Origin of the sequence: Stenotrophomonas rhizophila, assembly GCF_003651185.1 — a bacterium.
GTDB lineage: Bacteria > Pseudomonadota > Gammaproteobacteria > Xanthomonadales > Xanthomonadaceae > Stenotrophomonas > Stenotrophomonas maltophilia_Z.
Map to the genome: position 1 here is coordinate 85,993 of NZ_RCDC01000007.1, position 26,551 is coordinate 112,543.

The 26,551-nt window shown below is 61.0% G+C and carries 28 protein-coding genes, 2 tRNA genes and 1 other RNA gene; 17 read left to right on the forward strand and 14 right to left on the reverse strand.

Features of this window, described 5'->3' with window-relative positions; all coding sequences use genetic code 11:
* Nucleotides 1-2: 2 nt before the first annotated feature.
* Both rnhA and dnaQ read left to right on the forward strand, forming a co-directional pair.
* Nucleotides 3-455, forward strand: a complete 453-nt coding sequence (gene rnhA, locus BCL79_RS16450) for a ribonuclease HI (protein WP_121042991.1) — start codon at nt 3-5, stop codon at nt 453-455.
* 4 nt (nt 456-459) lie between these two features.
* Complete coding sequence (dnaQ, locus tag BCL79_RS16455) at nt 460-1,191, forward strand: DNA polymerase III subunit epsilon (protein WP_121042993.1); 732 nt, start codon at nt 460-462, stop codon at nt 1,189-1,191.
* 45 nt (nt 1,192-1,236) lie between these two features.
* On the opposite strand, the gene BCL79_RS16460 is transcribed toward dnaQ, so the two are convergent.
* On the reverse strand, nt 1,237-1,941 hold the full coding sequence (locus BCL79_RS16460; protein WP_121042995.1) for a PP2C family protein-serine/threonine phosphatase: 705 nt from the start codon (nt 1,939-1,941) through the stop codon (nt 1,237-1,239).
* Between the two features lie 165 nt (nt 1,942-2,106).
* On the opposite strand from BCL79_RS16460, the gene BCL79_RS16465 reads away from it, so the two are divergent.
* Together BCL79_RS16465 and BCL79_RS16470 are read left to right on the forward strand one after the other, a co-directional pair.
* Nucleotides 2,107-2,197, forward strand: a tRNA-Ser gene (locus tag BCL79_RS16465).
* A 462-nt stretch (nt 2,198-2,659) separates the two neighbouring features.
* A complete protein-coding gene (locus tag BCL79_RS16470) occupies nt 2,660-3,067 on the forward strand; it encodes a DUF6165 family protein (protein ID WP_019185792.1) in 408 nt (135 codons plus the stop codon).
* Here the strand turns inward: BCL79_RS16470 and BCL79_RS16475 are convergent.
* Nucleotides 3,046-4,101 (reverse strand): glycosyltransferase family 9 protein, encoded by a 1,056-nt coding sequence (locus tag BCL79_RS16475; RefSeq protein ID WP_121042997.1) that lies wholly within the window; start codon nt 4,099-4,101, stop codon nt 3,046-3,048. The two genes, BCL79_RS16470 and BCL79_RS16475, sit on opposite strands and share 22 nt — an antisense overlap.
* A gap of 21 nt (nt 4,102-4,122) precedes the next feature.
* Between BCL79_RS16475 and BCL79_RS16480 the strand changes: the two genes are divergently transcribed.
* Genes BCL79_RS16480 through BCL79_RS16490 form a run of 3 tightly spaced genes read left to right on the forward strand, consistent with a single transcriptional unit; the run spans nt 4,123 to nt 6,010 of the window.
* The gene (locus tag BCL79_RS16480) at nt 4,123-4,872 is read left to right on the forward strand and encodes a 3-deoxy-D-manno-octulosonic acid kinase (RefSeq protein ID WP_121042999.1); all 750 of its coding nucleotides are present in this window, start codon (nt 4,123-4,125) and stop codon (nt 4,870-4,872) included.
* Complete coding sequence (locus BCL79_RS16485; protein ID WP_121043001.1) at nt 4,872-5,639, forward strand: MBL fold metallo-hydrolase; 768 nt, start codon at nt 4,872-4,874, stop codon at nt 5,637-5,639. The genes BCL79_RS16480 and BCL79_RS16485 overlap by 1 nt, the downstream gene beginning before the upstream one ends.
* Nucleotides 5,640-5,641: 2 nt before the next feature.
* On the forward strand, nt 5,642-6,010 hold the full coding sequence (locus BCL79_RS16490; RefSeq protein WP_121043003.1) for a DUF4440 domain-containing protein: 369 nt from the start codon (nt 5,642-5,644) through the stop codon (nt 6,008-6,010).
* Between the two features lie 45 nt (nt 6,011-6,055).
* Here the strand turns inward: BCL79_RS16490 and ffs are convergent.
* Nucleotides 6,056-6,152: signal recognition particle sRNA small type (gene ffs, locus BCL79_RS16495), an RNA gene on the reverse strand.
* 278 nt (nt 6,153-6,430) lie between these two features.
* Here ffs and BCL79_RS16500 point away from each other — a divergent pair.
* Nucleotides 6,431-6,748 carry a DMT family transporter gene (locus BCL79_RS16500; protein ID WP_121043005.1) on the forward strand — a complete coding sequence of 106 codons (318 nt, stop codon included), beginning with the start codon at nt 6,431-6,433 and terminating at the stop codon, nt 6,746-6,748.
* A 90-nt stretch (nt 6,749-6,838) separates the two neighbouring features.
* On the opposite strand, the gene BCL79_RS16505 is transcribed toward BCL79_RS16500, so the two are convergent.
* The 5 genes from BCL79_RS16505 to BCL79_RS16525 form a co-directional block, all read right to left on the reverse strand.
* Nucleotides 6,839-7,291: a GNAT family N-acetyltransferase gene (locus tag BCL79_RS16505; protein WP_121043007.1), complete on the reverse strand. Its 453-nt coding sequence runs from the start codon at nt 7,289-7,291 to the stop codon at nt 6,839-6,841.
* A gap of 446 nt (nt 7,292-7,737) precedes the next feature.
* Entirely contained in the window at nt 7,738-8,871 is a 1,134-nt protein-coding gene (locus BCL79_RS16510; RefSeq protein WP_121043009.1) for a hypothetical protein, read from the reverse strand.
* Nucleotides 8,872-9,431: 560 nt separating this feature from the next.
* A complete protein-coding gene (locus BCL79_RS16515) occupies nt 9,432-9,773 on the reverse strand; it encodes a hypothetical protein (RefSeq protein WP_121043011.1) in 342 nt (113 codons plus the stop codon).
* Nucleotides 9,770-10,084: a hypothetical protein gene (locus BCL79_RS16520; RefSeq protein ID WP_121043013.1), complete on the reverse strand. Its 315-nt coding sequence runs from the start codon at nt 10,082-10,084 to the stop codon at nt 9,770-9,772. Before BCL79_RS16520 ends, BCL79_RS16515 begins: the two co-directional genes overlap by 4 nt.
* A gap of 64 nt (nt 10,085-10,148) precedes the next feature.
* Complete coding sequence (locus tag BCL79_RS16525; RefSeq protein WP_121043015.1) at nt 10,149-10,922, reverse strand: hypothetical protein; 774 nt, start codon at nt 10,920-10,922, stop codon at nt 10,149-10,151.
* Nucleotides 10,923-11,052: 130 nt separating this feature from the next.
* Here BCL79_RS16525 and BCL79_RS16530 point away from each other — a divergent pair, with 130 nt between their 5' ends.
* The 4 genes from BCL79_RS16530 (at nt 11,053) to BCL79_RS16545 (ending at nt 15,586) form a co-directional block, all read left to right on the forward strand.
* On the forward strand, nt 11,053-11,355 hold the full coding sequence (locus BCL79_RS16530; protein ID WP_121043537.1) for a helix-turn-helix domain-containing protein: 303 nt from the start codon (nt 11,053-11,055) through the stop codon (nt 11,353-11,355).
* A gap of 388 nt (nt 11,356-11,743) precedes the next feature.
* Entirely contained in the window at nt 11,744-12,856 is a 1,113-nt protein-coding gene (locus BCL79_RS16535; RefSeq protein ID WP_121043017.1) for a dsDNA nuclease domain-containing protein, read from the forward strand.
* Nucleotides 12,857-12,894: 38 nt separating this feature from the next.
* Nucleotides 12,895-14,592: a hypothetical protein gene (locus tag BCL79_RS16540; RefSeq protein ID WP_121043019.1), complete on the forward strand. Its 1,698-nt coding sequence runs from the start codon at nt 12,895-12,897 to the stop codon at nt 14,590-14,592.
* A gap of 88 nt (nt 14,593-14,680) precedes the next feature.
* Nucleotides 14,681-15,586, forward strand: coding sequence for a toll/interleukin-1 receptor domain-containing protein (locus BCL79_RS16545; RefSeq protein WP_121043021.1), 906 nt, complete (start codon nt 14,681-14,683; stop codon nt 15,584-15,586).
* Between the two features lie 13 nt (nt 15,587-15,599).
* On the opposite strand, the gene BCL79_RS16550 is transcribed toward BCL79_RS16545, so the two are convergent.
* Entirely contained in the window at nt 15,600-16,991 is a 1,392-nt protein-coding gene (locus tag BCL79_RS16550) for a site-specific integrase (protein ID WP_121043023.1), read from the reverse strand.
* Nucleotides 16,992-17,354: 363 nt separating this feature from the next.
* Between BCL79_RS16550 and BCL79_RS20520 the strand changes: the two genes are divergently transcribed.
* Together BCL79_RS20520 and BCL79_RS16560 are read left to right on the forward strand one after the other, a co-directional pair.
* Nucleotides 17,355-18,473, forward strand: a complete 1,119-nt coding sequence (locus BCL79_RS20520; protein WP_121043025.1) for an RNase LS family HEPN domain-containing protein — start codon at nt 17,355-17,357, stop codon at nt 18,471-18,473.
* The gene (locus tag BCL79_RS16560) at nt 18,452-18,814 is read left to right on the forward strand and encodes a type II toxin-antitoxin system RnlB family antitoxin (protein WP_121043028.1); all 363 of its coding nucleotides are present in this window, start codon (nt 18,452-18,454) and stop codon (nt 18,812-18,814) included. The genes BCL79_RS20520 and BCL79_RS16560 overlap by 22 nt, the downstream gene beginning before the upstream one ends.
* A gap of 82 nt (nt 18,815-18,896) precedes the next feature.
* Here BCL79_RS16560 and BCL79_RS20140 read toward each other — a convergent pair whose 3' ends face one another.
* On the reverse strand, nt 18,897-19,295 hold the full coding sequence (locus tag BCL79_RS20140; protein WP_147433918.1) for a hypothetical protein: 399 nt from the start codon (nt 19,293-19,295) through the stop codon (nt 18,897-18,899).
* 176 nt (nt 19,296-19,471) lie between these two features.
* Between BCL79_RS20140 and BCL79_RS16565 the strand changes: the two genes are divergently transcribed.
* Nucleotides 19,472-21,004 carry a MobA/MobL family protein gene (locus BCL79_RS16565; protein WP_121043030.1) on the forward strand — a complete coding sequence of 511 codons (1,533 nt, stop codon included), beginning with the start codon at nt 19,472-19,474 and terminating at the stop codon, nt 21,002-21,004.
* Nucleotides 21,005-21,566: 562 nt separating this feature from the next.
* Here BCL79_RS16565 and BCL79_RS16575 read toward each other — a convergent pair.
* The 4 genes from BCL79_RS16575 to BCL79_RS16590 form a co-directional block, all read right to left on the reverse strand.
* Entirely contained in the window at nt 21,567-22,040 is a 474-nt protein-coding gene (locus BCL79_RS16575; RefSeq protein WP_121043032.1) for a hypothetical protein, read from the reverse strand.
* Nucleotides 22,040-22,327, reverse strand: a complete 288-nt coding sequence (locus BCL79_RS16580; RefSeq protein WP_147433919.1) for an ECs_2282 family putative zinc-binding protein — start codon at nt 22,325-22,327, stop codon at nt 22,040-22,042. The genes BCL79_RS16575 and BCL79_RS16580 overlap by 1 nt, the downstream gene beginning before the upstream one ends.
* An 89-nt stretch (nt 22,328-22,416) precedes the next feature.
* Nucleotides 22,417-23,892, reverse strand: coding sequence for a site-specific integrase (locus tag BCL79_RS16585; RefSeq protein WP_121043036.1), 1,476 nt, complete (start codon nt 23,890-23,892; stop codon nt 22,417-22,419).
* Nucleotides 23,893-23,976: 84 nt separating this feature from the next.
* A tRNA-Ser gene (locus BCL79_RS16590) sits at nt 23,977-24,069 on the reverse strand.
* A gap of 136 nt (nt 24,070-24,205) precedes the next feature.
* Here BCL79_RS16590 and dnaX point away from each other — a divergent pair.
* Together dnaX and BCL79_RS16600 are read left to right on the forward strand one after the other, a co-directional pair.
* Complete coding sequence (gene dnaX / locus BCL79_RS16595; RefSeq protein WP_121043038.1) at nt 24,206-26,218, forward strand: DNA polymerase III subunit gamma/tau; 2,013 nt, start codon at nt 24,206-24,208, stop codon at nt 26,216-26,218.
* Nucleotides 26,219-26,224: 6 nt separating this feature from the next.
* Nucleotides 26,225-26,545: a YbaB/EbfC family nucleoid-associated protein gene (locus BCL79_RS16600; RefSeq protein ID WP_019185335.1), complete on the forward strand. Its 321-nt coding sequence runs from the start codon at nt 26,225-26,227 to the stop codon at nt 26,543-26,545.
* Nucleotides 26,546-26,551 lie beyond the last annotated feature (6 nt).

The window sequence follows — 26,551 nt, forward strand, 5'->3', positions numbered from 1 at the left end:
GAATGAAGACGATAGAAATCCACACCGACGGTTCCTGCCTCGGCAATCCCGGCCCCGGCGGCTGGGCGGCGTTGCTGCGCTACAACGCGCACGAGCGCGAACTGAGCGGTGGTGAAGCGCATACCACCAACAACCGCATGGAGCTGATGGCGGCCATCTCGGGGCTGGAAGCGCTCACCGAGCCGTGCAACATCGTGCTGTTCACCGATTCGCAGTACGTGCGCCAGGGCCTGACCGAGTGGATGCCCGGCTGGATCCGCAAGAACTGGAAGACCGCCGGCGGCTCGCCGGTCAAGAACCGGGAGTTGTGGGAGCGCCTGCACGCGGCCACGCTCAAGCACACCATTGACTGGCGCTGGGTCAAGGGCCATTCCGGCGACCCGGACAACGAGCGCGTGGATCAGCTGGCGCGGGACGCCGCGATCCGGATCCGCGCCGCTGGCCCGGTACACTGAGCCCATGCGTCAGATCATCCTTGATACCGAAACCACCGGCCTGGAATGGCGGAAGGGCAACCGCATCGTCGAAATCGGCTGTGTGGAACTGCTCGAGCGCCGCCCCAGTGGCAACAACTACCACCAGTACCTCAAGCCGGACTGCGAGTTCGAACAGGGCGCGCAGGAAGTCACCGGCCTGACCCTGGAGTTCCTGGCTGACAAGCCGGACTTCGCCCAGGTCGTCGACGACTTCCTCGCCTACATCGACGGCGCCGAGCTGATCATCCACAACGCGGCGTTCGATCTGGGCTTCCTGGATAACGAGCTGTCGCTGCTGGGCGACCACTACGGCAAGATCACCGACCGCTGCACGGTGATCGATACGCTGAAGATGGCGCGCGAGCGCTTCCCCGGCCAGCGCAATTCGCTGGATGCACTGTGCCGTCGCCTGGGCGTGGACAACGCCCACCGCCAGCTGCACGGCGGCCTGCTCGATGCCCAGATCCTGGGCGATGTGTACATCGCCCTGACCTCGGGCCAGGAAGAAATCGGCTTCGGCTCGGCCGATGAGCAGAAAACCGGCAGCGCCCACGCGCAGACCTTTGACACCTCGCGCCTGCTGCCACGCCCGCGCGTGGTTGCCACCGCCTCCGAGCTGGAAGCGCACGAAGCGCGCTTGGCCAAGCTGCGCAAGAAGGCCGGCCGCGCGATCTGGGATGGTGAGCCTGAAGCGGTGGAAGCGGTCAGCGCCTGACGGCCCGCCCCCGGTAGATCCCGGCCGTTGGTCGGGATGCCTGCCTCAATGACACCGCACCAGGATCACGGTGATGTTGTCCGAACCGCCGCCATCCAGCGCGGCGGCGACCAGCGTATCCACGCATTCCTGCGCACTGGCATCATCGAAGGCGAGGGTACGGGCGATGCCCTTGTCCTCGACCTCTTCGGTCAGCCCGTCGCTGCACAGCAGCAACTGCATGCCCGGGCGCAGCTCACCGGTGGTGGTCGCCACATTCAGGTGCGCCGGATCGGTTACGCCCAGCGCCTGGGTCACTACATTGCGATGCGGATGCGCACGCGCCTGCTCGGCGGTCAGATTGCCCTGCGCGACCAGTTCCTGGACCACGCTGTGATCCTGGCTGAGCTGGGCCAGCGTGCCGTCGCGCCACAGGTACGCGCGGCTGTCGCCGACCCACGCCACCTCATACCGACTGCCCTGCACACGGGCCGCCACCACGGTGGTGCCCATCGGCAGGCTGTCGTTGCGGCGGCGCGAGGTGCGGATGATCTCCTCATCGGCGATGCGGATCGCATGCGCCAGCGTCGCCCCGCGGCGGATCTCCCGCACGATGGTCTCGCGCGCCAGCGCACTGGCCACCTCACCGCAGGCGTGCCCGCCCATGCCATCGGCGACCAGCCACAGCGCCAGTTCGCCATCGCCGTAATACGTATCCTCATTGAGGTCACGGCGCAGGCCGGGGTGGGTCAGGTGTCCGAATTCGATCATGAAGGCGCGTGCCGGTGAGGATTGCGAGGGATAACGGCATGATCGCGGCCCGCCGGACATCCGGCAAGGCATCCATACAGAAGAAATTCACTTCTTTGCACGCAATGACTTGTCGCCAGCGCGTCCTGCCCGTATCATTCGCGTCCCGGTTCGCCGGGACCATCTGGAGAGGTGGCAGAGCGGTTGAATGTACCTGACTCGAAATCAGGCAGGCGTTTATAGCGCCTCGGGGGTTCGAATCCCCCCCTCTCCGCCAGATACATGAAAAAGGCCGCCCATTGGGTGGCCTTTTTCATGTCCGAGATCGGGCGTCTTCCGACCGCTACGAAATGAGCGGCGCCCAATTGCGGGGGGACGAGAACCCCCGACGGGGGTTCGACGGATCTGCAGGAGCAGATCCGGACAGACGAACGTCTGGCCCTGGAGCGCGCAAGCGCGGAAGGGCGGGGTGCAGGGATGCACCCCGCAATCCCAATGAAGCGGCCACCCTGTTTCCGAAGCCCTCAGCGCCATCACCGACATTCCCGGGCGCGCGGCGACGCGGTCATCCCCAACGGCGTCTCCAGCTCTGGGAGGCGCGGCCCTGGAGCGCGCAGCGCGGAAGGGCTGGGTGCATGGATGCACCCAGCAGTCCCAATGAAGCGGCCGCACGCTTGCCCCACACCCCTCCAACATGCGCTCCGCTAAACTGCCCACCTCACGTATACGGATCCCCACCATGACCGCTGAAATCCTCGTCCCCGTGTCCTTCGGTGAACTGCTCGACAAGATCTCGATCCTGCAGATCAAGTCCGAGCGCATCAGCGACGAGGCCAAGCTGGCCAACATCCGCACCGAGCTGAGCGCGCTGGAAAAGACCTGGATGGCGCACCCGGCCGGGGTCAAGGACATCGCGCGTCTGCGTGCCGAGCTGAAGGCCGTCAACGAGCGCCTGTGGGACATCGAAGACAACATCCGCCTGCAGGACAAGGCCCAGGCCTTCGATGACCACTTCGTCGAACTGGCCCGCAGCGTCTACCAGCAGAACGATGAGCGTGCCCGCATCAAGAAGGACATCAACCTGGCGCTGGGCTCGCTCTACGTGGAAGAGAAGTCGTACAAGGATTACGCGCCGCGCGGGGCGTAATCGGCCACATAACGTTCGAAGGCGGCAATGCCGTCCTCGACCGTGATCAGCTGCATCACGTCGTCGAATTCGATCTTCGCACCCCATTTCAGTTCGCTGGCCGGCTTGCCCAGGAATTTGCGCGCGGCAGCGTCGTAGCGGTCCACGCAGTAGCGGCGGTCGGAGTAGGGGCCGCTGCGGTGCGGGTTGCTGGCCGCATGCAGGCCCAGCACCTTGGCGCCCATCGCGTTGGCGATATGCATCGGGCCCGAATCGGGCGTCATCACCAGCGCGGCGCGCGCCAACAGGGCGGGCAGCTGCTTCAGCGTGTCCTTGCCGACCAGATCCAGCGCCGGGGTGGTGAGCTGTGCCTGGATGGCATCGGCCATGCCGCGCTCCAGGTCGCTGCGCCCACCGCACAGCACCACCCGCCAGCCGCGTGAGGTGGCGTGGTTGGCCACGGCCGCATAGCGGTCGGCATACCAATTGCGGCGCACGTGGCTGGAGCAGGGCGAGATCATCAACACCGGGCGGCCATCGTCGGCCCATTGGGCATTGGCCCACTCGAACGCCGCCGGCGGCACGGCCAGGTCCCAGCTGACCTCGGTCTGTTTCAGGCCCAACGGCTCGCAGAAGCTGCCGATCGCGTCGAGTACGTGGATGCCCGGGCGGTCGGGAATGCGCTCATTGATGAAAAGCCCGTGAAGGTCCTTGGAGCGCGATCTGTCGTAGCCGATGCGGCGTTTGGCGGGTACGAAGGCAGACAGCACGTTGGCGCGGAAGGCGACCTGCATCTGCAGCAGCGCATCGAACCGCCCCGCGGGAAGGCTGTCGCGCAGGGCCCGCATGCCGGCCAGGCCGGTCTTCTTGTCGTAGCTGTGGAAGGTCACGCCGGGCAGCCCGTCGAGCAGCTTGTGGCCGGCCTTGTCGATGATCCAGTGCAGTGACACCCCGGGATCGGCCTGCTGCAGGGTGCGCACCAGCGGCACCACGTGGGTCACGTCCCCCAGCGCGGACAAACGCAAAAGACACAAGGAAGAGGACGTTGGTGCCATGGTGTTGTTAGACTCGAAGGAATGGTCGCATTCGACGCCACTGAAGCGCTGACGCCCTGCCGCGATGGACGCGGTATCGGCGCCATTCTGTTCGACCGCGAAGCCTTGCGGCAAGCCGAGATGAGCCTGTTCGCGCCGGCCCACTGGGGCGAGCGGGCACGACCGGTCGCCGATGGCGGCCGCGGCGGCGCCTGGTTCGTCGATGCGCCCTTCGGTCATGCCGTGCTGCGCCAGTACCTGCGCGGCGGCCTGGCGGCCAAGCTCAGCCGGGACCACTACCTCTGGCGCGGCGCCAACCGCACCCGCAGTTTTACCGAATTCCGGCTGATGCGCGCCCTGCACGCACAGAAGCTGCCGGTACCGCGCCCGATCGCCGCGTTCTACATGCGCGAAGGCCTGCGCTACAAAGCGGCGATCCTGATGGAGCGGCTGGAGGGCGTGCGCTCGCTGGCCGACCGCGCGCTGGTCGCCGGGCGCGGCGCGCCATGGGAAGAGACCGGCCGGCTGATCGCGCGCTTCCATCGCGCCGGGCTGGACCATGCCGATCTCAACGCCCACAACATTCTGTTCGACGCCAACGGCCACGGCTGGCTGATCGATTTCGATCGCGGCGTGCTGCGTATCCCGGCCACCCGCTGGCGCGAACGCAATCTCAAGCGGCTGCTGCGCTCGCTGATCAAGCTGCGCGGTGAACGCAGTCATGACGACGTCGAAAAGGACTACGCACGGCTGCGCCGCGCCTACGACCTGGCCTGGAACCGGGGTTACTGATGGACTGGGCATTGCGCTTCATGGGGGTCGGCAATGCGTCGGCCGTGCAGCTGGGTTCGCCGATGGCGGTGATCGAGCGCGACGGCCGCCCGTGGCTCACCATCGATTGCGGCGGGGAAGGGCTGACGGCCTTCCAGGCGCACTACGGGCATGTGCCGCAGGCCCTGTTCGTCACCCATGTGCACCTGGACCATGTCGCCGGTTTCGAACGCCTGTTCGTGGATGCCTATTTCTCGCCGCAGCGTCGTGGGCGCATCCGCGTGTACGTGCCGGCGACGGTCGTGCCGCTGCTGCACAAGCGCGTGGCCGATTATCCGAACGTGCTGGCCGAGGGCGGCGCCAACTTCTGGGATGCCTTCCAGCTGATCGTGGTCGGCGATGCGTTCTGGCATGACGGCGTGCGCCTGGAAGTCTTCCCGGTCCGCCATCACTGGCCGGAAACCGCATATGGGCTGCGCCTGAAGGGCGCGGTCACCTGGAGCGGCGATACCCGCCCGATTCCGGAAATGTTGGCGCGCTATGCCGACGACAATGAACTGATCGCCCACGACTGCGGCCTGCACGGCAATCCCTCACACACCGGTGTGGATGACCTGGAGCGTGAGTACACGCCCGAGCTGCAGGCGCGGATGTTGCTGTACCACTACGCCAGCGAGAGCGACGGCGATGCGCTGCGCCAGCGTGGCCACCGCGTGGCCCTGCCCGGTGAACGTGTGGCGCTGGCCACCCCGACCGCCGTGCACGTGCTGGCCCAGGATCCGCCCTGAGCATGGATGACGCGCTGGCCGCCCATCTGCAGGCGCTCGAACGCGCGTTGCATGGGCCGGCGGTCCGCGGTGATGTCGCGCAGCTGGCGGCGCTGTTGGATGACGACTTCCGTGAGATAGGCAGCTCGGGCGCGTGTTTCGACCGTGCTGCTGCGCTGGCCGAGATTCCGCGCGAGCGCGCGCAGGTGGAGATCGTGTCCAGCGATTACGAGGTCGGCCTGCTGGCCCCGACGCTGGCGCAGGTGCGCTACCGCAGCTGGTATGTGATCGACGGGGTGCGCCAGCGCGAGGTGCTGCGCAGCTCGCTGTGGCGGCTGCACGGCGAGGCATGGCGGATGGTGTTCCACCAGGGCACGCCCGCAGCGCCTTGAGCGGCAGCATCGCGTGGGGAAAACCGGGAGCCCAAAAAGGTGGCGGCCCCGCCGGCTGACCTCGGCGCCCGCGTCGATCGATACCGTTGCTGCCTTCCGGCCCTGGCGGGATTTTCGACCTAGCGTCGCGAGGGGCCGACGGGGCCACCATAGAGACGTTCCGGCTGCAGGGCGATCAAGGATCAGCCGGCCGCAGGCGGAAGGTGCACCGCAGGAACAGGCCCGGCAGTGCAGTCGCGCATTCTAGCGCATGCGTGGCACGCAGTGCCAGACGCGGAGGCTGAATCCCGTGTAGCCCGTCGTGACACGGAGCGGCCAATGCGCGGGCGGGTTGCTAAAATGCGCTGCACAGGAGGAACGGCCTCCCCCATTTCGGGAATCACTGACCAGGACGGCCTGGCCCCCATCAAGGAGGGCCGCATGGCCTGGATCTATCTGTTGGCAGCGGGTGTACTGGAAATCGTCTGGGCGTTCTCGATGAAGCAGTCCGAGGGGTTCAGCAAGCTCACCCCCTCGATCATCACCCTCGTGACCATGATTGCCAGCTTCTGGCTGCTGTCGTTGGCGATGCGCACGTTGCCGTTGGGCACCGCGTACACGATCTGGACCGGCATCGGCGCGGTCGGCGCGTTCGTGATCGGCATTGCCTTCCTCGGCGAGCAGGTCAGCGCGATGCGGATTGCCGCGGCGGTGTTGATCGTGAGCGGGTTGGTGTTGATGAAGTTGAGCAGTAGCTGAGGCGTTCAAAACGCACGCTGCGCGCTTGGGGGTAGGGCCACGCGATGCGTGGCTGACGTAACCCTGACGCACTCCAATCACTGGCGCCGCTCAACGTGGCGCCAGTTCGAGTGCCATCTCCACCGCATCCAGTCCGGGGCCGTGCCCATCGGGGGTGATGTGGGTGACGACGAAGCCGAGGCCGGCGTAGAACGCCTGCGTGTACTGGCTGGTGCTGAGCGTGACGCGCTGGGCGCCGAGCGTTCTTGCGTGAGCCAGGCGTGCGTGGGAGAGCTGCGTGCCCAGGCCCTGGCGATGCCGGGTGCGGTCGACCATGCCCCAGCAGAAGGCCGCGGTGTGTTCGTTGTCGAGGGCGAGGCCGCCGCAGGCGACAAGGTGGCCGTTGTGTTCGATGACCAGATAGTCGTGGGCGCGGTGTGGGTGGAGCAGGTAAGTGGCGAAGTCGTGGCGTTCGTGTGGGGCGAAGTAACGCGGCACGTTGGTGTCGAACAGTGCGAGGCAGGCGGGGGCGTCAGTTGGGGTGTAGGGGCGGAGGGTGGGCATGGGGGGACTTTGGCATGGGGTGGCTGCGCAAAGAGCAGCCGACCAGCGGTCGGCTCTACCGTTAGCGGTGGCGACGGTTTGCGTGGCGCTAGCGTTGGCGGCGCAGAGGCTTCGGATGCAGGGTGGCTGCTTCATTGGGATTGCTGGGTGCATCCATGCACCCAGCCCTTCCGCGCTGACGCGCTCCAGGGCCAGCCGTTCGGCTGTCCGGATTCGCTCCGGGCGAATCCGTCGAACCCGTTGGGGTTCTCGTCCCCCATGCTGTCCGCCACACAAATAAAAAGGCCGCCCCTGAGGGCGGCCTTTTTATTTGTGTGGCGGAGAGAGGGGGATCGGATCGACTCCAATCTAACCCCTTGACCCTGCAGCAGATCGCAAACCGGACATGTGTCCTGTGTTGTGTCCCGCAATGATAAGGCAGCCGGAAGAGATTTCCCACCGGACAGCTATCTCCTCGACCCCGTTGGCGATTTGGTTGCCGTAACTTGGGGAGAGAGTTGGGACTGCTCCACCATCTTCGCTACGTCGTTCTGTATTCCTTGAATCAGCTTCTGAGACAGCTTGTTGGCTCGGTCTTTCCTTTCCTTCCGTAAGCTGTCCACAACCTGAGCAAGAGAGGGCTCTAGTGCAGGGTCGAACTTCAGCTCATATACGTCCATTTCCTTCCGAAGCGCATTTGCGAAGGCGGTGACAGATTCAGTGGTTAGGGTGAGCCAGCCAGGCGGTATTTGGCGCTGTTGGGAAGGGCCATAAGCGAAGAGCGTCGCCAAACTCTTAGTATTATCAGTGAAAGAGGCCTTGGGAATTCGTGCGCTTCTCCATAGGGTCTCGGCCAAGCGAATCTTCCTGATTGACTTGATTTTCCCCGTCTTTGATGCGCTCTCCATCTTCTTCAGGCGGGTTAGATAGCTATCTTTCATGCTCTCCCGTGCCGACGTGTATGCGGTATGTAGGCCTGCGAGGTCCGACATGGGGACGCAAGAGAATAGGTCACGCTGGTAAATCAAGTAGTGTATCCAATGCAAGTGCTTTAGATCGGCACTTTTGTTGGCATTGGTCAGAATCGACCTCCCATGGTCAAACAGGCGAAGAAACTGCGGCTCCGCTATTCGATCCGGCTCGCTGCGGGCGGGGGAGATCCGGTGAACATCGAACGTCGCAGATTCTTGCAGCATTCGCTTCGCCTGAAACACTGCGGCGCGGGTTATGTCGCCGTTGACTCTGAGTATCAGTGCGAAGTCTGCTCCTGTTGATGGCTCCGCATGATCTTCATTCCCATTCTTTTTATATTTTACCCAGGTGAAGTCTGGGGCGGTCCCATATGCTTCACTGCACCAGGGGGCCGCCGACGCTATGTATGCAAGTAAGCCGCTAGTGGTCGACTCTTCATCCTCGACGATGAAGTTTCCATCCAAGATGAACTCTTGTAGTCCGATATGAAGAGTGGAGGAGAGTGCGGTCTTTTCAAACGGATTTCCCTTTTTGACATGCTTTTCGTCTATCACCTGCTTGATGCTGCGCGTGCGTTTCAATGCGGTTGCCTGCGTCTTTTGCCAGCGACAGGTCAATACTAGCAGCATGGTGGGCTTTCATTGCAGACAAGATTTTGGCGGTGATCGGCAGTCCATGCCTCTCAATCAGACTGTCTAGGCTGCGCTTCAAGTCGTTCTCGGATGGGGGCGCTTTCCCGTTCAGAACAGCTAAGGCGGAGGGAGTCCTTTCGGATAGACCCAGGAGCCAGTCACGAACCTGTCGCGAACACCGGTCTCCCAACCGAGTGCATTCCAGTGCTAGACGCCCTAGATAAATGTTTAGTTCGACCATGGTTTCTGCCTCGACAACGCTGTGTGTTACAGCTTCCCGCAGAGTCTTAAAGGAGGGGCCGATACTTTGGTGATTGATGCTATCTCGCACTGCCCATTCGCGCCTATCGTTCTGACGTTCTATGGATAAGCCGAACCTCGCGATTCTGGCGCTCGCCTGAACCCTATTCACTAGATCTCTTCTCGAAATAATAATGAAAATAGCTCGCGGATCGGACTTGTCAATCCTTGTGAGGGATCTAGCTTTTCCAGCCCTTAGAAAGGCAATGAAAAGGGCCGCTTATTGCGGCCCTAGGGATTAGACGGACATGCTTATGCTATTGCGTCAAGTGGGCATAAAGCACAAGCAGGAACATCGGCAGCCCACTGAGCAGGCCAAACACCCAGAAAGCGCCCATCAGCGTCAGCGGCGTCATGATCCACCACTGCCACCACGTAAAGCCCACATCGCGTGCCTGCGCTGCGTGGGCCTCGACCGGGTAACGACGCGCCGCCTTCCGGGTTGCGCGTCGGGCCATGAGCGGCCCGACGACGAACCCGAAAGGTCCTAGGAAGAGCAGGGTCAGCGAATACCACCAGAAGAATCGGTCTCGCGGGGTCATCAGCCTCCGGGACGCGGGACGCGTATGAGTAGCGAATGGAGGGGGCAGGGCACTCATTTGACGTAGGCCTTCCATGTTCCGGATTCCTTGGCATATCGAAGGTTCTTGCTGACGGGGACAGGCACCTGCCGGCCGCCGATGTCGATGGATACTTTTCCGGTCGTGTCGCACCGGTAGCCTTCCATGTCTTGGGCTTCTACGCACCCGGACAGCTGGAACTCTTGGATTCCGGTGATCTGACCTGCGCCACTCTGGGTAAGCAGGGCTGCCAAGGCCTTCTCGGCATCGCTGCTGGAAGGCGGACCACCGCAGGCGGTCAGGGTGAGGGCAACGGCCAAGCCGGCCAAGATGAACTTCGTTGCTTTCATGGTCATTCCTTGAGATGGGCGGGGCAGCCAAGGGCCCCCAAAGTTATTGCGACGAGGTATCTGCTTAGCGGTCGCGGTTGCCTTCGGGCTGGAAGCCGGCGATCCACATCCTTGAATCCTTGAACGGGGTCAGCAGCCCCGAGGCCCCGGGGTGCAGGTCGGCGGTCTGAATGAACCCAGCGACCCAGGCGACCCGGAGGGCCACATCGACGGCCCGGTCGGATACGCCAGGGCGGGACACGTTGACGACGAACGGCTGCGCGGGCGGGTTGGGGCCCGTGGACCGGCTGGCCCCAGTGTTGGCCTTGCCGGCAGGCACTCGAACGCCCATAAGAGCGTCCCGTCCCTTCCAAAGGGCCGACGTGTTGAGCTCCGCCACATCGCCCACGTCGTCGGGCTCGGTCACGGCGGCATTGGCGCAAGTCCGGAAGGTCTCAGTGGTCGACGCGGAGGGGCTGGTCCAGATCCGAGCTTCGACGGACCAGCAGGGCAGTGACGCCCCCCATTCCTGAAACGTCAGGGCGACCTTGGGCCAGTCGAGCTTGCCCTGCTGGGCAAGCTGATGGTTGTCGGCCTTGAACAGGCCGCGGATCTTTCCGGCCCCACTGACCGGGGTGTAGATGTCCCCGCCGCTGACAGTGGTCTTCGTGCCCTGAGCCGGCTTGACTCCAACCATCTGCTCGCCAGCATTTTTCAGGCTAGTGCCCAACTGGCGGAAAAATCCCGGCTTGTTAGGCATCTCTTCCTGCCCGGGAGGGCTTTGTGCGCCCGCGCCTTGGGAGGTCAACAGCAGCGCCGCTGCCAGGCAGGCAGTCATCCTTGTCTCGATCTTCTTCATGAAAACCCCTGTGGTTGTTCGGAAGGGTGCTACATTTCATGAAGAGTCTGCCATGCATCGAGGGACCGCGTCATGCTGTCTACCCAGGTTTTCAACATCCGTTCACTTGCCCAGCACCTCCGCCCGCACCCTGTTCGCCGCCCGCTTGAAGCAGGCCAGGGAACTCCGTGGCATCGCCAGTCAACGAGCCCTGGGGGTCTTGATGGGCCTCGATAAGAAGCTGGCCAGTAGTCGGGTGAACCGGTATGAGACCGAGGTCAGCGGGATTGACCTTGATGGACTGGGGCGGCTGGCGGACGTGCTGGGCGTGCCCATGGCCTACTTGGTCGCGAGAGATGACCACATGGCCGACGTTATTCTGGCGTTGGAAGAGCTTTCGCCGGAGGAGCGCGCTGATGCGGCGCTTTGGTTGCTGAAAAAGCTCAATCGGTGACTGTCGTTGGTTCCCTTTCTAGAAGGAGAGCTGAAAATGGCAACGAGGAAAGTCGGACGCGATGCTGGAACGGGTCAGTTCAAGCCCGTGAAGGAAGCTCAGCGGGACAAAAAGGGTTCGGTGGTTGAGACGATCAAAACGCCGCCTCCGAAGCCTAAGAAGAGATGACGAATGCGTGCCACAGGGAAGTGGCACTTCAACCAGCCTTCGCAAATGGTCGCCATGGACGTATGGGGGCGGCGTCAGCAGTGCCCAGGGAAATAGACGGTGTCCCACAACTTATTGATTGTTCTGAGTGTGGCGGCCCAATGTTGACTTGGGTCACAAAGATGCCTCTAATCGAGGCAAGGCGTCGGGCAAGGAGATCCGACGGAAGGGGCCTCGGGAAATGAGTTCGACCGTCATCGCTGATTTTCTGTCCACCGCTCCATTGGCAGAGGAAGGCGGCGCGATCTCCGCGGATCGCTTCGATTACCAGAAGAACTGGGCTTTGGCTCGGTTGCTGACCCTGCATCAGGGATCAGGGAACTACGTGCTCCTTTGCGAGTTGCACGAGGACATCGCTGTCCTTGATTGTCCAGACCAGCCATCCCGCGCCTCTTTCTATCAAATCAAGACCAGCGCAAAGAGTGCTTGGACGCTGAAGAAGCTGACGAATCGGAAGAAGGGCAAGAGCGGCGATGCTCTACCCTCTATCCTCGGGCGGCTATGTGCAAAGGCTTCTCAGCTAAAGCAGCAGCAAGTCACCTTCCAGTTCGTGACGAACGTGGGAAGCGGGTATGGCTTCCCGGTCAGCGAAAAGGCGTCTGAGCCATTTGGTGAGCGATTGTTTGAAGTCCTGAAGCCGACAGAGTGGGAGGTCATCAGAACCTGCTTGGCGGACGAACTAGGGGAGGACTTCGAAGAGCCGCTCCGGGAGCAGTTAACGGTTTCGATTTCCCAGATCCATCTGGACACGCACAACGAAACCACTGTGGGCTTGGTCACCAACTTCCTTGACCAGCATGTCAAAGGTGTTCACATTCCTCCTAAGGCCTTCTATAGAACCCTGTTTGACGAGTTGCGTAGACGGACAGTAGCTAAAAGACCATCTGGCAGCATCTTGGACGTATGCAAGGCAAAGGGTATCGATAGGGATTCCTTCGACGCGATGCTTGGCAACGCTAGATCCGTTGTTCAAGCTGCTGGTGCTTGGAACAATGTTCAGTCAGAGATGCATAAAGACAACGTGCCGTTCCCTGTCCGCGCCAAGCTAAGAGAAGCATACCCAGACTACTTCTCTAGGATGCAGGATCCGCTGGATGCTGCCTTCCGAAGAGACAGCCAAATCCTCGTCGCAGCCGGTGAGAGCGTTATGGCTGATAGTTCAACGCTGCTTGAAATGGCGAGCGCTGCCGTTGCGCTCGCCCGAAGTGACTCCGGATACGGCGCTGCTGCGCTTTCGCCCGAGCAGGAACTCATTGTCGTAATGATGACCTTCTATGAAAACCACTCCCAATAACTTCCGGATGCTGGTGCGCAGTCTAAGGACCAGGACTCATGAAAAACTTAGTCTTTCAAAGGCTTCATCTCGTATCCCATCGGGAACGAAAAGCAAGGTCGGTCGAGTTCCATCCCGACGTGACGGTGATCAAGGGTCTAAATGACGTAGGCAAGTCATCGCTGGCCAAGTCCATCTATGGAACGCTGGGCGCGGAAGCGGCAGAGATCCATCCGGATTGGAAAGGCGCGAGCGTCATATCGGCGCTGGAGTTCACTGTCGATGGCGATTCCTACGTCATGCTGAAGGAAGGAAAAACCTTCACATTGATCGAATCCGACCGTGTCAGAGGTTGCTACACCAGCGTGACCGAAGGTCTCGCGCCGGCTCTCTATGAGTTGCTTGGTGCAAAGCTTCGGCTCAAGAATCGGAACGATAAGGTGGTCGTTCCGCCGCCCGCTTACCTTTTTATCCCTTTCTATGTGGACCAAGACGCTGGGTGGAGCAGTCCTTGGACTTCCTTTGCTCGTCTGGAACAGTTCGCTCGCTGGCGAGAAGACGTTGTTAACTTCCACGTGGGGGTGACAGGTGCTGAGTATTTCGAGGCTCTGGAGCTCCAGGCGACAGCAACGGCAGCCCGAGTTGAGCCGGCCAAGCAGTTGGACGGATTGAGGTCGCTTCAGAAGCGAGCCAAGGAGACCGTTGCCGAAGACATCGACGTAGAAATCGATCCGGAAGTTTTTTCCGAGGAGATCGAGCGCGTGGTGGGGATGCTCCAACAGTTGGTGGAGGTTCGTGAGGAAGAGCGAGCAAAACTATCGGGCTTGACCCAGCGTCGCCTGCAGTTGGAGGCCCAGCGGGAAATTCTCGATCGCGTTCGCAGGGAGCTGCATGCGGACTACATGTTCGCTGTGAAGCATGAGGGTGAAGACCTGGAGTGCCCGACGTGCGGCCAGCTTCACGAAAACTCGTTTGGTGAGCGGTTCGCTTTGGCGCAAGATGAGAGTCGGACAGACGATGTCTTGGTCGAGGTGATGAATGCTCAGGCGATTGTCTCTGCTCAGATCGCGATCAGTCGTCAGCGCCTCAAAGACGCCACCGAGGACGAGCAAAGGTTCAATGAACTTCTCACTCGCAGACGTGGACAGGTCACGTTCGCACGCCTTCTTGAGCGAGCAGGGCAGAAGCGATTCTCCTCGCAGCTGGACGATCAAGTTACTGAGCTTGTTCAAGAGATCGCCACTCTGGACTATCGGATCAAGCAGGCGACTGAGCGGCTAAAGAATGCGCGCTCGACGGAGCGAAGGAAGGAAATCCTTGAGACCTATGCTGGGTTGTTAACTGGCTTTGCCAGGAAGCTTAGCGTCATTTTCCAAGACGACTTCCTTAAGTCGCTCATGCTCAAGATTCAAGAGACGGGAAGTGACCGGCCACGCGCCATCCTCGCTTACGTTTATGCAATCCTTCATCTCATCTGGGATGCAGAGGATGCTGTGAGATGCCCGATTGTGCTGGATTCGCCCAAGCAGCAAGATCAGGATGACATCAATCACCTAAGTCTTCTTCACTTCATCAGGGACGACAGGCCGTCTGGATCTCAGCTTATCTTGTTGCTGGTCGACGACGCAGAGGTTGATTTCGGCTGCGACCCATTAGTGTTGGACACGAAGTATTCGCTGCTCTCCACCGAAGAATATGAGCAGACATCTGAGGTGATTCGTGGTTTCCAAGCCATGCGAGAGATGTCGGCGCATTGATCCTCATCGCCGCAACTTGTTGTAGTGGCTTCTACAGTCGGAAAGCCCTGGTCATCTGTCGTGGCTAACTCAGTCAGTATGGGGGCGTATGTATAACTTGTTGATGGTGTATCGGGAGGGGACTTGGGATGAGGACGAGTTCATCCTTGAGCTGCCACGTTACCTTGAGCACACTGTTCCACTGCTGGCAGAGCGCTTTGCTACCCTGACCGCGGATACCATTACTGCCCTTAAGGGGCTTCCCACGCTGTTTGCTTATGAAGATCGAGGACGTGACGTTGGGCCGTCTTCGCAGGTCGGTCGGATCGAGGACATCCAAGTTCGTTACGGGGGGGTGCGGATCACTTGGTCTATTGACGCGAGAATAGGCCCTATCCCCGCTACACGCCTAAAGGAGATGTTTGGCCAGCTGGATATCTCGGAGCGAAACTGGGAACACACGCGCACCCACTGGGCGGTGAAGGACGTTGACCTGATAGATGTCCTGGTGCGAAACGGTATCTTGCAGGATGAACCATCTCCACCCCCCAAGGTCTTCGTTTCGTATTCTTGGGATTCCCCTGAGCATCTGGAGTGGGTCCGTAGGCTGGTGATTGATTTGCGGGCGAACGGTGTCGACGCAATCTCGGACCGAACACACCTTCGGTTTGGACAGGACCTGCCCCATTTCATGGAGCAGGCCGCTGAGTGTGATCGGGTGATCGTGGTCTGCACAGAGAACTATATGAACCGCGCGAACCAGCGCTTGGGTGGGGTTGGGTATGAGCACCTGGTGACCGCCGCACAGCTTGCCGGCGATCCCTTGTCTATGAGATTCATCCCCGTCATCAAGGATCAGCGAGATGCCGGAAACACCCCTGTAAACCTAAGGGGAAGAATGTTTGTGGATCTCAGTGATGGTCCGGGATACAACAACAACTTTCAAGCGTTGGTCCGGGACCTTCATAACGCCGTCCCTCCCGTCCCGCCCCTTGGTCGACGACCGCAGTTCTAGGTGGTCGTTTGCCTTAAGGATGGAACTTGCTCCGGTCCGCCAAGGCCGCTCGGAACTGCCCTACTTGGTAGATCGGCAGCGCCACGTCGGGGCGATATTTCTCTAGAACTGCAATCTGCTTCGTCCGCGCCAATGCTGGCTTCTTGTGGAAATAGGCCTCGTGCAGCACAGGGACCCGCTTGCTGATGGAGTGGCCGGTGACCAAAGCGATGTCTTCATCAGCCACCCCCATGTGATGCAGCTCAGTGGCAAGGGTGTGCCGGAAGGCGTGGAACCCGACGCCTCTAGGGAACCCTAGGTCTTTCATGTATCGGCTGAACTGATTGAGCACGCCTTGGCTGTAACGGGCGTTGGTCTCGCCGGTGTCGCGTCGCACGCCGGCAGACAGGTGGGGGAAGAGGCGAGGATGGCCACAAGCTCGGATGTCCTCCACGAACGCCAGGAACCCAGCATCGAGGAGTGGCTGCGGGATAGGCAGGGTTCGAACTGCCGCCTTGCCTTTTAGGCTTTGCCTGCTCCGGTTGCGATCCCTATGACTGAGGTCGCTATCCACGGTTTTCTGAATCCGGATGCACCACACGCCAGCCTCCTGGACGATGTCGTTCAACTTCAGCTGAGCGACTTCATTGATACGCGCTCCCGTATGGAGTCCAATCATCGGCACCCACCACCGATGGGGCGCTTTCATGGCCCAGGGGATGAATGTGTTGGGGGCAAAAATGCGACGCAAATCTTCTTCGTCAAACAAGCGCTCTGCCTTGTCGGGGTCAGTGACAAGGTCCTTCTTCGCCTCTGGGAAAAAGTGCATGGGAGACCCCACAATGGCTTTTGCTTTTTCCAGTCGGCCAAAGAAGGTGACCAGGAACCGTCTGTGCTTTTCTACGGTGGCCGGTGCAGGCGGCTGGACACAGAGCGCCTTCCCCTGAGCGACCGCCTGCTCATGCGTGTAGTTCCGATACTGAGGGTCTGACTGTAGAAGTGGCGGAGCCCAGCGCATCAGCTCCCATAGTCGGTAGATATGCACGTGGTCGACCCGGGACACCGGAATATCCCCGCAGGCCATCTGGAGCAGTTTCAGTGATCGTGCTGTGGCCTCGATGGTGTTGCGGGTCAGGCCCATGCGCTCGCGGTCAGCCAAGTAGTCGCGGATCTCAATCGATAGCAGGCGAGCAGGGGCAGCGACGGGGAGCGGCTCTGGGTAACGCGTGCCGTTTTTCCCAAGGCGGGCCCGGCGGGTCCGCTCGCAGGCATCGTTGATGAGCTCTTGAGCGTGGATGGCTGCTTCGCGGCCGGTGACGATCATCTCGCCGATGCGAACACGGCCGATGCGCACGTCTGTAAGTTTGAGGGTGCCGGTTGCGTCGGCCAAGTATGAGTTGAGTTGTTGCGAGGTGGGCGAGGTCACTGCGTTGCTTCCATCTGAAGGATGGAAGTAGGGATACGACAGGCGCGAAAATCGTCAACGAAAAATCACGATTTTGTTCACGGCCTTAGGCGTTGCGTGGGAGGCTCCCTTCTGCGCCTCAGTGCTTTCAATCGTACTGCCCTAAGGAGCTCTGCCATTTACATTAAAATCAACGGCTTGCGTATGTCGAGGCGGCTGGTTTTCGGAGTCATTACTGTACTGTTTAACTTAAGTAAGCTAACAGTTCATTTTTTGAATATGAATGAAAGATAAATGTCATTTTTACTTTGTTAGCTAGTTCATGCCGAAGCGTCCAGGCAAATGCCAGCCGGCTGCTCGTGTTTCTATCCATGCGTTACAGATATGTTATCATTTAGTGTTAAGGACGATCAGGGGTCGGCGGTGGCAGAGGCGCGTTTCAAGGACATTTTTCTCGATTGCGCGAAAGTGCAATCCGCTCTCGCGGATGCGGGCGCGACTGACTTGGTCGAGCGAGTCGTGAGGAAAGGGCTGACTCAGCATAGTGGCAAGCTCAATGGGGTGCCTTTCCTGGTGCAGATTTTCCTCAACAACGGCGGGAAGTGCACCATTGGAAGATCAAAAGGGTTTGATGATCCGACCTTCGAGGTGGTGGCCGATGCGATCAAGGACCGGTGCGGGTATGGTTCTCCTGCCCCTCTGAATGTGAGCCTGCCTCGCTTTGAGGATAAGCAGGTCTCCTTTGTTTTGGATTTCTTGCTTGAGCAAGGCGTGGAGATCAACGGCGACGAGACGACAGCCAACTACAGGCTGATTCGTGTTGTTGGAGCGAATGGAGAGCGGCTGACTTTCAAGCACTACAAGAATGGCACGTTCCACATGCAAGGCGTGCATGGAAAGGTCGCCGGTTGGGCGTTGGATGCAGTGCAAACCATGCTTCCTGTGGACAAGATCCTTGCTCACCAAAAGGACATTTACTCTGTCCCTTTGTCGGTTGAGCAGATCAAGCAGAACCTCGAGGTTAGGATTCCTATCGTTCACGATTACCTGCGTGACACCGTCCGTATCCAGTTTTCATCTTCGCTGGCGCTCACGCAGGTGGGCATTGCCTTGGAAGATTACTCTGCAGTCGCTTATCCGGCCCTGCGCGGCCTTGAGGGCTATTGCTTCCAACTGCTGAATGAAGAAGTGGGCATTGCGCTCGGTGTTAGGGAAAAGCTGGGTGAGTATTTTGACCAGGAAGCACCGACGCTTCGAGTGCTGTCCATGTATGAGGCGACATGCTCACCCGAGGTTCACCAAACCCTTGTGGCTGGTTACCAGCTGTGGCATAACCTTCGGCATCGTCTATTCCACATGGATGGCAACGTGGACACCACGCGAATGCTAAAGACGCGTGAAGAGGCGGTCGCGATAGTGGATGAGGTGTTTTCGCTTGTAGAGAGTGGCCATCAACGAATCAGCCGTTCAAAAGGCAAGGTATGCGAAAGTTTGTCGTCATAAGTTCCTCATCGGAAGCCTTCTCGGTCGTCGTCATGGCGACAGGGCAAAGCTTGCCTCAGGAGAACTTGGAAGACGTGGCTGAAGAGCTGCGGCGACGCCGGGTGTCTGGTAACGTCGTCTTTGATCTTTTAGCGTCGAATGGCTCTCGCCACTGCCGGTTTTATGAAGCCGGCTTCGACGGTCACGCTTTTGACAGGCGAGCTCGGTTCAAAGCAGTGCAACCAGATTCGTGCGTCCGCGAAGCAGCGGCGCAATATCTCCAAGGTCACATGGATGAGTTTGACCTCTCCATGCTGACTCCTGCGATGCAGTTTGCCGCCAAGCGCGGCGTGGCCCTCTGAAAAGGCTCTTGGCCGTCTACGGAGCCCGGCCGCGCCAGCTTCGTCAGTTGACGCTGAGTGGGAGGCGCATTCCTTAAGCTGGTTAGTCGGAGATCCCTGGGAGGTTTGTAACGAACATCTTCCTCTTCGGGGAGCTCTTCGGCGTTTGTGACATCCCGGCTAAGGCGGATCCAATATTGCGATTTATATTCTTGCTTTCGTGACGAGCAAGTATTTCTCGGCACGCCTTGCCGGTTTCCCTGGCGCTATCTTTGGTGATGTCGTAATCCCCGTTCTTACCTTGTTGGATTCCAGTGGTTGGATCTGGTTCTCCGAGTTCATTCGCGGCATCTTGAATGGAACGTATGGATGGGAGTGATCGAAGATCCGGTTCCATCTTGCGATCAGGATCCTTTGGGTCGAACGGGTCGCCTGCTTCAGCTGCGCGCGTAATCACTTCAATGGCTGCCGCTTTTCTGTCATTCGTCGGTTTACCGCTCATCCTTAGCTCTCCGATTCCTAGGATTAGTGGCAGTATGGAGGATGAAAGGCAAGAGCGCACTTAGGCATCCTGACGGATGCGTGCGCCAAGGGCTCCGCCCCTGGAACCCCAAGCCGCTTTGCGACTTGCCAAAAGCAAAAGATGTTCCATAAAGACCCTTGTTTCCAAGGAGTTTTATGGCCATCTTCCACACCGCAATCAAAGTCTTTAGCCGAGGCAAAGGCCAATCCGCCGTTGCCGCAGCCGCCTATCGAGGTGGCTTGCTGCTGTCCGATGTCATCACTGGACAGCAGCATGACTACCGCCGCAGAAGCGGCGTCGTCGAGACCTTCTGCCTTGCACCCCCAGATGCGCCTGACTGGGCGCTGGTGCCCGGTGAGCTCTGGGCCGTTGCCGAGGCCGCCGAGCGGCGTAAGGACGCCACAGTCGCCCGGGAAATCGAGTTGTCCCTACCTCACGAGCTTTCTGATGAGCAGCGAGCACAGCTTGCCTTCGCGATTGCAGAGGCCCTTGTCGGCCGTTATGAGTTCGCTCTCCAAGCCAGCATCCACTCCCCGGGAACCCCTGACGGGCTTAACCATCACGTCCACATGCTGGCCAGCACCAGGCGCATAGGGCCGGACGGGTTCGGGGAGAAGACCAGGGAGCTGGATGGCGGGGTGTCTGGAAAGTCGCAGGTTCAGTGGATCCGGGAAATGGTCGCCGAAACCACCAACGCCCATCTGGAAGCTGCGGGGCTGTCGGCGTCCGTCGACCACCGCAGCTTGGCCGAGCAAGCGCGGGCCGCCTCGGACCGAGGCGACGAGCTTCAGGCGGCTGCGCTGTCCAGGGAACCGACCAAGCATTTAGGCAAGGACGCGGTGGCTCTGGTCCGCAAGGGCATGGATAGCCGGCTGGCAGCAGAGAACGACGCCATTGAAACGAACAATGCTGAGCATTTGATCTTCCTCGACCAAGAAGCGGGCCGAATGGGGTTGTCGGCGGCTTCCCAGCAGGCCTCGGCCGGCGGTGCCGGGCGAGGGCGCTCGGTGGGGGCTGCGCAGCTGGCCCCTGGCCTGGAGATTCGGGGGATGTTGGGCATGCGCCTACCTAGCCTTGCCGGACGCGCCCGAGAGGAGGTCGGGGCCACCGTGCCGCTGAGCCTCACGGAGCACGTGACCAACGCGTTGCGAGACCTGCACGAGGTGACACGGGCCAGGGCAGATCTCTCCGTGCGGCGCGTTCGCGCCGGGCTTGAATGGGTGCGGGATGTGCTCGCGGACTCAGGAGAGACACCGGCCATCCGGCAATGGGTCGCAAAAGCAGTCATCCGGGTGCGTGAGCTGCGGAACGCGGTCCTCGGGCGCGCGACCCGACTGATTGCCTTGGGGAGGGCTGAGCGATTGCATCACATCGCCCTGCAGGAGTGGGAGCGTTTCAACTCGGACTATCCGCCGGGTTCCACGTGTTACTCGCGACCCGAATGGACCCATCGGCGCGAGCGGCGGATGTCCGTCCTTGAGCAGCGGGCAGGGGAGCTTGAAAAAGCGAAGCTACGCGGGTCAGTGGACGCGATAGCGGTCTTAGACACTGATATCGTTCGTCGTGCTTCAGAGCTGGAGGCAATGCCCACGCCCAGCGAACGCGCCGCTCCACATAGCGAGATGCGACCCGTCGCTGACGATCTGCCGTTGCCAGTTCTCAGGCCGAGGCCACCAACCCTGCACTGAACGAACAAGCCCCGCTTACGCGGGGCTTTCTGTTAACAGGCTTCAGTGGATTGACGGGCCGCTGGGAGGCTTTCGAGTGGGTTGAGTTCTTGGAGCGGGTCCGAGTCCTCGGGCTTTCCGCCAGTCCTCTTGGGAGATAAAGCTTGGCGGCTCTTGAGCACGGTCTACCGTAGCGACACGTGGAAGGGGGCGTCCTCCGGAGCTGGGCACGCTGGCGTGTTGCACTTGGCCGGCAGGCGATGCGGCGAACCGACGCATCAGCGCGGCCGCAACATCTATGGCGTGCTGGATATCGGCTTCGCGCTCACTGACATCTCTTGTTCCGCTCTGCGCCATGAGGGCGGGAAGAAGGCGGCTGGCGATGCGAAGTTCTACGTTGGCGGGCATTGGTTTTCTGAAGCTCTCATTGTGAAGGGTATTCACATCGAAGCACTTAGTCGAAGATTAGCAAGAGATGGAAGCTGTGCTGGTTCACAGATCTGGAAGTTGAGTTCCGACGCCTAAGCAAGCAGCGGTGCTCTTCCAGGCCCCCGATGCTTTAGCAGCAGTTTTCCCATTGGCGCTAGATCGTGGGGTAGACGACTTTCTCATTGTGGTCGCTGTGGTCATCAGACCAGATCAGTCGGACGGGTTGCTTGCCTTGGGTGCCCATGTGGACGAACGCAATAAGGTCGACCGACTGATGAGGCTCCATGTGCTCCAGTGGGAACTTGGAGTCTATGTCTGATTGTATGAGGCAGTCCGTGCCTTCTAAAGGTTCCAAACGCACATTGCGCGCAACAGCCTTGCCCTTATTGAACACCTTGAGGCGATACTTGCTGCTTCCAAGCTTGTTGAACGCGGCCGCCAAGTCAGCCTTCTTCGCGTTGGTGGCTTCGCCAGACTCTTTCGCCATGAGAAGACGGTTGAGCTCTTCTTGAGTTTCGTTCAACTTCTTTTGACGCCTGTTGAACAGGAGAGTCATCACGGTCGCGAAGGTGGACAATGCCAGCGCGGCAGCAGCAATAACGTCGCCTGGGTCAAAATCGATAGCCATTACTTGATCCTGAAGTTCTTGTTGCCTCGAAATGCCTTCTTCAGGGTGTCGTGTAGATGCTTCTGCAAATCTTGGCTGACTTGCTTTTTGACCTCTTCGAGGTGCACGTCGATGTTCTCTGCATTTGCCTCTTGAAGCTCATCACGTGTCATGACACGCTCGCAGCCTGCGCACTTAATGGGCGCTTCGCCGGAAGTTTCTGCTTCGTCATACTCAAACTGCGTCCCAGCACAGGTCGGGCAGGCTAGGGTGATGGAGCGAGAATATTTTTCGTCATTAAGCGACATCGTTTCCCCCATTGCGGTTATAGGTGGTTTTCGGCCCCTTGCATTTTCCTATTTACCATGCTGCCGCGGATTCGCAACGTCTCGCTTGTTCATTTTTTGAGGAGCTGGCAAAGCACCGGTAGGTTCAGGCCGTAAGAAAGCACGGCCAGCCCCGGCGAGACGCCTTTAAGGCCTTCCAACTTTTCCCGGGCCGTGAAGCTACGGCTGTAGGTCGCATGGTGCTCGTCGTCCAGCTCATGGCCCACCAGTTGGGCCCGGAGCTCGGACACGACGCCAGCCCCCTGAAGCTCTTGGATCAGGGTTTTGCGCAGAGAATGGAAGCCCCTTTTGGCTTCTGGCCAGTTCGCTCCGACCTGCTCCAGGTGCCGGCCAAAGGCCTTGGTGATCCAGTTGCCCGCCCCGTTTTTGGCGTTCGCCTTGGCAGCGGCGAAAAGTCGTGGGGCCTTTTCGGCCCGCAAGCTCTCGACCCAGTCCAGAAATCCCAGTTCGATGAGATCCGGATGGACGGGAATGGTGCGCAGGCTGACTTCCGTCTTTACTTTTTGGTGCTCGCCTTCGTCCGAGATGCGGATGCAGGGGAGGCCGCCCACCGTCACCACGTCCTCAACCAAGAGCTGGCCAACCTCTGACGCCCGGGCTCCCGTATAGAGTCCAAGCAGGGAGGCCCAGCGGGCCGACAGCGCCAGATTCTCAAACGCGGTCGGCGCAAACAATGCTTGGACTTGGTGGGCGTCGTAGGCCCGGAATCCAAACTTCTTCCGGGCACGCTTTTCCCGGGTGGAGTAGGTGATGTGGCCGGCAGCTGGGTTGTCGCCTTTCGGGTAGTGTCCGGAGGCCATGGCCCATTCAAAGAACCCTCCGCGACCGCCCACATAGCTTTGCTTGTTCGTCAGGGTCGGTGTTGCCGCGCCTCCGTCGCGCATGTGCTGATACCAGCGAGCTAAGTCGGAACGCGTCAGCGAATGCAGCTTGGCCTTGTCGCCCAGGAAGGAAACCAGCGCCTCAATCGCGGTCTTCTTGATGGTGTAAGTCTTGGGAAGACAGCCGGGTTGGATGCTCGCCAGCCACGCGTCCCGGGCCTTGCCCAGGGTGATGGTCTCCACGGCGGGCTTTGAGATGCGGTTGGGCGTGGGGAGAGGCGCAACCTCGTTGCGAACGAGCTCAGAGAGGGGGCTGGGCCGCTGGGCCGTCAGTTCCATCATCTGCTGATAGAGCGTCACGTCCTCTGGGGTATCGATCTGCCAGTGCTCGGTGACCGTGCCGTCTGCGGCCTTGGTCCGGTTCAAGGTCAGCTTTTGGAGCGGGTCGCCGCTGGTCAAGCGATCCAGCAGCACACCAATGTCTTCGTCCTTCGTTTCCATGCGTTGTTCCCTCAACACGTCGAAGGCTCGAGCATAGCGCGCAGCCAAGCCTAGGGCGCGCAGCTGGGCCACGGCCAGCTCGGACGTGCGAAGGGTGCGCTTAAAGACGCGTCGGCCAATCATGGCCTGGAGATCGGTGGGAACCCGTTGCCGGAAAGACCAGAGGCCAGAGGGCGAGCGAACAAGATGGTGTGGGATGCGCATCGTGAGATGTGTCCCGATTTGTGTCCTGCATCCGGTCACCCCAGAAAAGCAAAAACCCCTGCGTAAACAGGGGTTTGCTTAATCTGGCGGAGAGAGGGGGATTCGAACCCCCGAAGCGCGGTTTAGACGCTTACACACTTTCCAGGCGTGCTCCTTCAACCGCTCGGACACCTCTCCGGACCTGCTGCGATAACCCGCTGCAGGGGCGCAGATTCTAGCGGGGGAATTGGATTCGCACAAGCGGTTCGTCACGAAGGGCAGGGGGGCTGGACAGGCGTGGCACAATGGTCGTCCCGATGAAGACGGTGGCCTGATGTCCTATCTCGTCCTTGCCCGCAAGTGGCGTCCGAAGCGTTTTGCCGAGCTGGTGGGCCAGGAACACGTGGTCCGTGCGCTCAGCAATGCGCTGGACAGCGGCCGGGTGCACCATGCGTTCCTGTTTACCGGCACCCGCGGGGTCGGCAAGACCACCATTGCCCGTATTTTCGCCAAGTCGCTGAACTGCGAGCAGGGCACAAGCGCCGATCCATGCGGTCAGTGTCCGGCCTGCCTGGATATCGACTCCGGTCGCTACATCGATCTGCTCGAGATCGATGCCGCGTCCAATACCGGTGTGGATGATGTCCGCGAGGTGATCGAGAACGCCCAGTACATGCCCTCCCGCGGCAAGTACAAGGTCTACCTGATCGACGAAGTGCACATGCTGTCCAAGGCGGCGTTCAATGCGCTGCTCAAGACGCTGGAAGAGCCGCCGGAGCATGTGAAGTTCCTGCTGGCCACCACCGATCCGCAGAAGCTGCCGGTGACGGTGCTCTCGCGCTGCCTGCAGTTCAACCTGAAGCGGTTGGACGAGGACCAGATCCAGGGCCAGATGACCAAGATCCTGGCGGCCGAGGAAATCGAGTCCGACCCGACCGCGATCGTGCAGTTGGCCAAGGCCGCCGATGGCAGCCTGCGTGACGGCCTGTCGCTGCTGGATCAGGCGATCGCCTATGCCGGCGGCGCGCTGCGCGAGGATGTGGTGCGCGCGATGCTGGGCACGGTCGACCGCACCCAGGTCGCGGCGATGCTGGATGCGCTCGCCGATGGCGATGGTCCGCGCCTGCTGCAGACCGTGGCCCTGCTGGCCGAGTTCTCGCCGGACTGGAGCGGGGTGCTCGATGCCCTGGCCGAAGCCCTGCACCGGATCCAGGTGCAGCAGCTGGTGCCGGGCGCCGCGACGGCGGGCGAGGGGATCGATGCCGAGGCCTTCGCCCAGCGCCTGCGCCCGGAAGTGGTCCAGCTCTGGTATCAGATGGCCCTGGGCGGCCGTCGTGATCTGCACCTGGCCCCGAGCCCGCGCGCCGGGTTCGAGATGGCCGTACTGCGCATGCTGGCCTTCCGTCCCGCCGCCGCGGTACCGCCCGTGCCCCGCGATCCGGGCACCGGGACCGACGTGAACAGTGGTGGCCAGGCCAGCGGCCACGGCACCGGCATGGCCGCTGCGGCAGCCAGCGCGGCGTCTGCTTCGGTCGTGGCGCCGGTCAAGGCGAGCGCCCCCGTCGCTCAGCCGGCCCCGGTGGCACCCGTGGTTGCTCCTGTCTCCGCGGCACCTGAGCCCGCACCGCCGGCACCGAAGCGACCTTCCCCGGCCCCGCCCCCGGCAGCCGCCGAGCCGGTGAAACCGGCCAAGCCCAGCGTCACAGCGCCCGCTGCCGACGATGATCTGCCGCCGTGGCACCGTGAAAGCGATGCCGCCGATCGCGACGAAGCGCTGGCTGCTGAAATGGCCACCCCGGATGCGGCCATGGTCGCCCCGTGGGAAGCGCCGGCCGAGCGGACCGTGGCACCTGCTGCGCCCGCGCCTGTACGTGATGCCCCCGCCCCGGTGGCCCGCCCGCAGGGCATCGCCATCGCCCCATCTGCTCCGGACACCGCGCCCGTCGGCGAAAGCGGTGACCTGACCGCCGATGCCTGGCTGGAACTGGTGGCCGGCAGCCAGCTCAATGGCCCGTCCAAACAGCTGGCTGCGCACTCGGCGTTCATCAGCTACCAGCACGGCGTCTTGAAACTGGCGATTTCGCCCGGATTTGAGTACTTGAGTTCGGACCGCTCGCAGGCGGCGCTGATCGCGGCGTTGACCGGCCCCTTGGGGCAGGCCCCGCGCCTGGTGATCGATACCGGTGCAGCCGGTGCCGAGACCCTGCATCAGCGCGCTGACCGCCAGCGTGGCGAACGCCAGACGGCGGCGGAAGCCGCTTTCATGGCCGACCCTTCGGTGCAGTTGCTGGTGCAGCAACACGGTGCCCGGGTCGTCGCCGATTCCATTCGTCCTTTTGAAGAGTAAAGACCCATGCGCGGCAATATCGCCCAACTGATGCAGCAGGCCCAGAAGATGCAGGAAAACCTGCAGAAGGCCCAGGAAGACCTCGCCAAGCTGGAAGTCACCGGCAGCGCCGGCGGCGGCATGGTCAGCGTGACCCTGACCGGCACCAAGGAATGCCGCAAGGTGCGCATCGATCCGTCGGTGCTGTCCGATGCGGAAATGACCGAAGATCTGGTGGCCGCCGCGTTCAACGATGCCTCCAACAAGATCGACGCCGAGTCGAAGAACCGCATGGGTTCGGCGACCGCCGGCATGCAGCTGCCCCCGGGCATGAAGCTGCCGTTCTGACCCACC

Excerpts from the sequence above, each read along its gene's own strand:
- rnhA (WP_121042991.1), top strand. The coding sequence starts at position 3 with ATGAAGACGATAGAAATCCACACCGACGGTTCCTGCCTCGGCAATCCC.
- BCL79_RS16600 (WP_019185335.1), top strand. The coding sequence starts at position 26,225 with ATGCGCGGCAATATCGCCCAACTGATGCAGCAGGCCCAGAAGATGCAG.
- BCL79_RS16580 (WP_147433919.1), bottom strand. The coding sequence starts at position 22,327 with ATGTCGCTTAATGACGAAAAATATTCTCGCTCCATCACCCTAGCCTGC.
- BCL79_RS16535 (WP_121043017.1), top strand. The coding sequence starts at position 11,744 with ATGAGTTCGACCGTCATCGCTGATTTTCTGTCCACCGCTCCATTGGCA.
- BCL79_RS16475 (WP_121042997.1), bottom strand. The coding sequence starts at position 4,101 with ATGGCACCAACGTCCTCTTCCTTGTGTCTTTTGCGTTTGTCCGCGCTG.
- BCL79_RS16470 (WP_019185792.1), top strand. The coding sequence starts at position 2,660 with ATGACCGCTGAAATCCTCGTCCCCGTGTCCTTCGGTGAACTGCTCGAC.
- BCL79_RS16515 (WP_121043011.1), bottom strand. The coding sequence starts at position 9,773 with ATGAGTGCCCTGCCCCCTCCATTCGCTACTCATACGCGTCCCGCGTCC.
- BCL79_RS16505 (WP_121043007.1), bottom strand. The coding sequence starts at position 7,291 with ATGCCCACCCTCCGCCCCTACACCCCAACTGACGCCCCCGCCTGCCTC.
- BCL79_RS16545 (WP_121043021.1), top strand. The coding sequence starts at position 14,681 with ATGTATAACTTGTTGATGGTGTATCGGGAGGGGACTTGGGATGAGGAC.
- BCL79_RS16525 (WP_121043015.1), bottom strand. The coding sequence starts at position 10,922 with ATGAAGAAGATCGAGACAAGGATGACTGCCTGCCTGGCAGCGGCGCTG.
- BCL79_RS20140 (WP_147433918.1), bottom strand. The coding sequence starts at position 19,295 with ATGAGCGGTAAACCGACGAATGACAGAAAAGCGGCAGCCATTGAAGTG.
- BCL79_RS16520 (WP_121043013.1), bottom strand. The coding sequence starts at position 10,084 with ATGAAAGCAACGAAGTTCATCTTGGCCGGCTTGGCCGTTGCCCTCACC.
- BCL79_RS16560 (WP_121043028.1), top strand. The coding sequence starts at position 18,452 with ATGCGAAAGTTTGTCGTCATAAGTTCCTCATCGGAAGCCTTCTCGGTC.
- BCL79_RS16565 (WP_121043030.1), top strand. The coding sequence starts at position 19,472 with ATGGCCATCTTCCACACCGCAATCAAAGTCTTTAGCCGAGGCAAAGGC.
- BCL79_RS20520 (WP_121043025.1), top strand. The coding sequence starts at position 17,355 with ATGTTATCATTTAGTGTTAAGGACGATCAGGGGTCGGCGGTGGCAGAG.
- BCL79_RS16500 (WP_121043005.1), top strand. The coding sequence starts at position 6,431 with ATGGCCTGGATCTATCTGTTGGCAGCGGGTGTACTGGAAATCGTCTGG.
- dnaQ (WP_121042993.1), top strand. The coding sequence starts at position 460 with ATGCGTCAGATCATCCTTGATACCGAAACCACCGGCCTGGAATGGCGG.
- BCL79_RS16490 (WP_121043003.1), top strand. The coding sequence starts at position 5,642 with ATGGATGACGCGCTGGCCGCCCATCTGCAGGCGCTCGAACGCGCGTTG.
- dnaX (WP_121043038.1), top strand. The coding sequence starts at position 24,206 with ATGTCCTATCTCGTCCTTGCCCGCAAGTGGCGTCCGAAGCGTTTTGCC.
- BCL79_RS16540 (WP_121043019.1), top strand. The coding sequence starts at position 12,895 with ATGAAAAACTTAGTCTTTCAAAGGCTTCATCTCGTATCCCATCGGGAA.
- BCL79_RS16460 (WP_121042995.1), bottom strand. The coding sequence starts at position 1,941 with ATGATCGAATTCGGACACCTGACCCACCCCGGCCTGCGCCGTGACCTC.
- BCL79_RS16510 (WP_121043009.1), bottom strand. The coding sequence starts at position 8,871 with ATGCTGCTAGTATTGACCTGTCGCTGGCAAAAGACGCAGGCAACCGCA.
- BCL79_RS16480 (WP_121042999.1), top strand. The coding sequence starts at position 4,123 with ATGGTCGCATTCGACGCCACTGAAGCGCTGACGCCCTGCCGCGATGGA.
- BCL79_RS16575 (WP_121043032.1), bottom strand. The coding sequence starts at position 22,040 with ATGGCTATCGATTTTGACCCAGGCGACGTTATTGCTGCTGCCGCGCTG.
- BCL79_RS16585 (WP_121043036.1), bottom strand. The coding sequence starts at position 23,892 with ATGCGCATCCCACACCATCTTGTTCGCTCGCCCTCTGGCCTCTGGTCT.
- BCL79_RS16485 (WP_121043001.1), top strand. The coding sequence starts at position 4,872 with ATGGACTGGGCATTGCGCTTCATGGGGGTCGGCAATGCGTCGGCCGTG.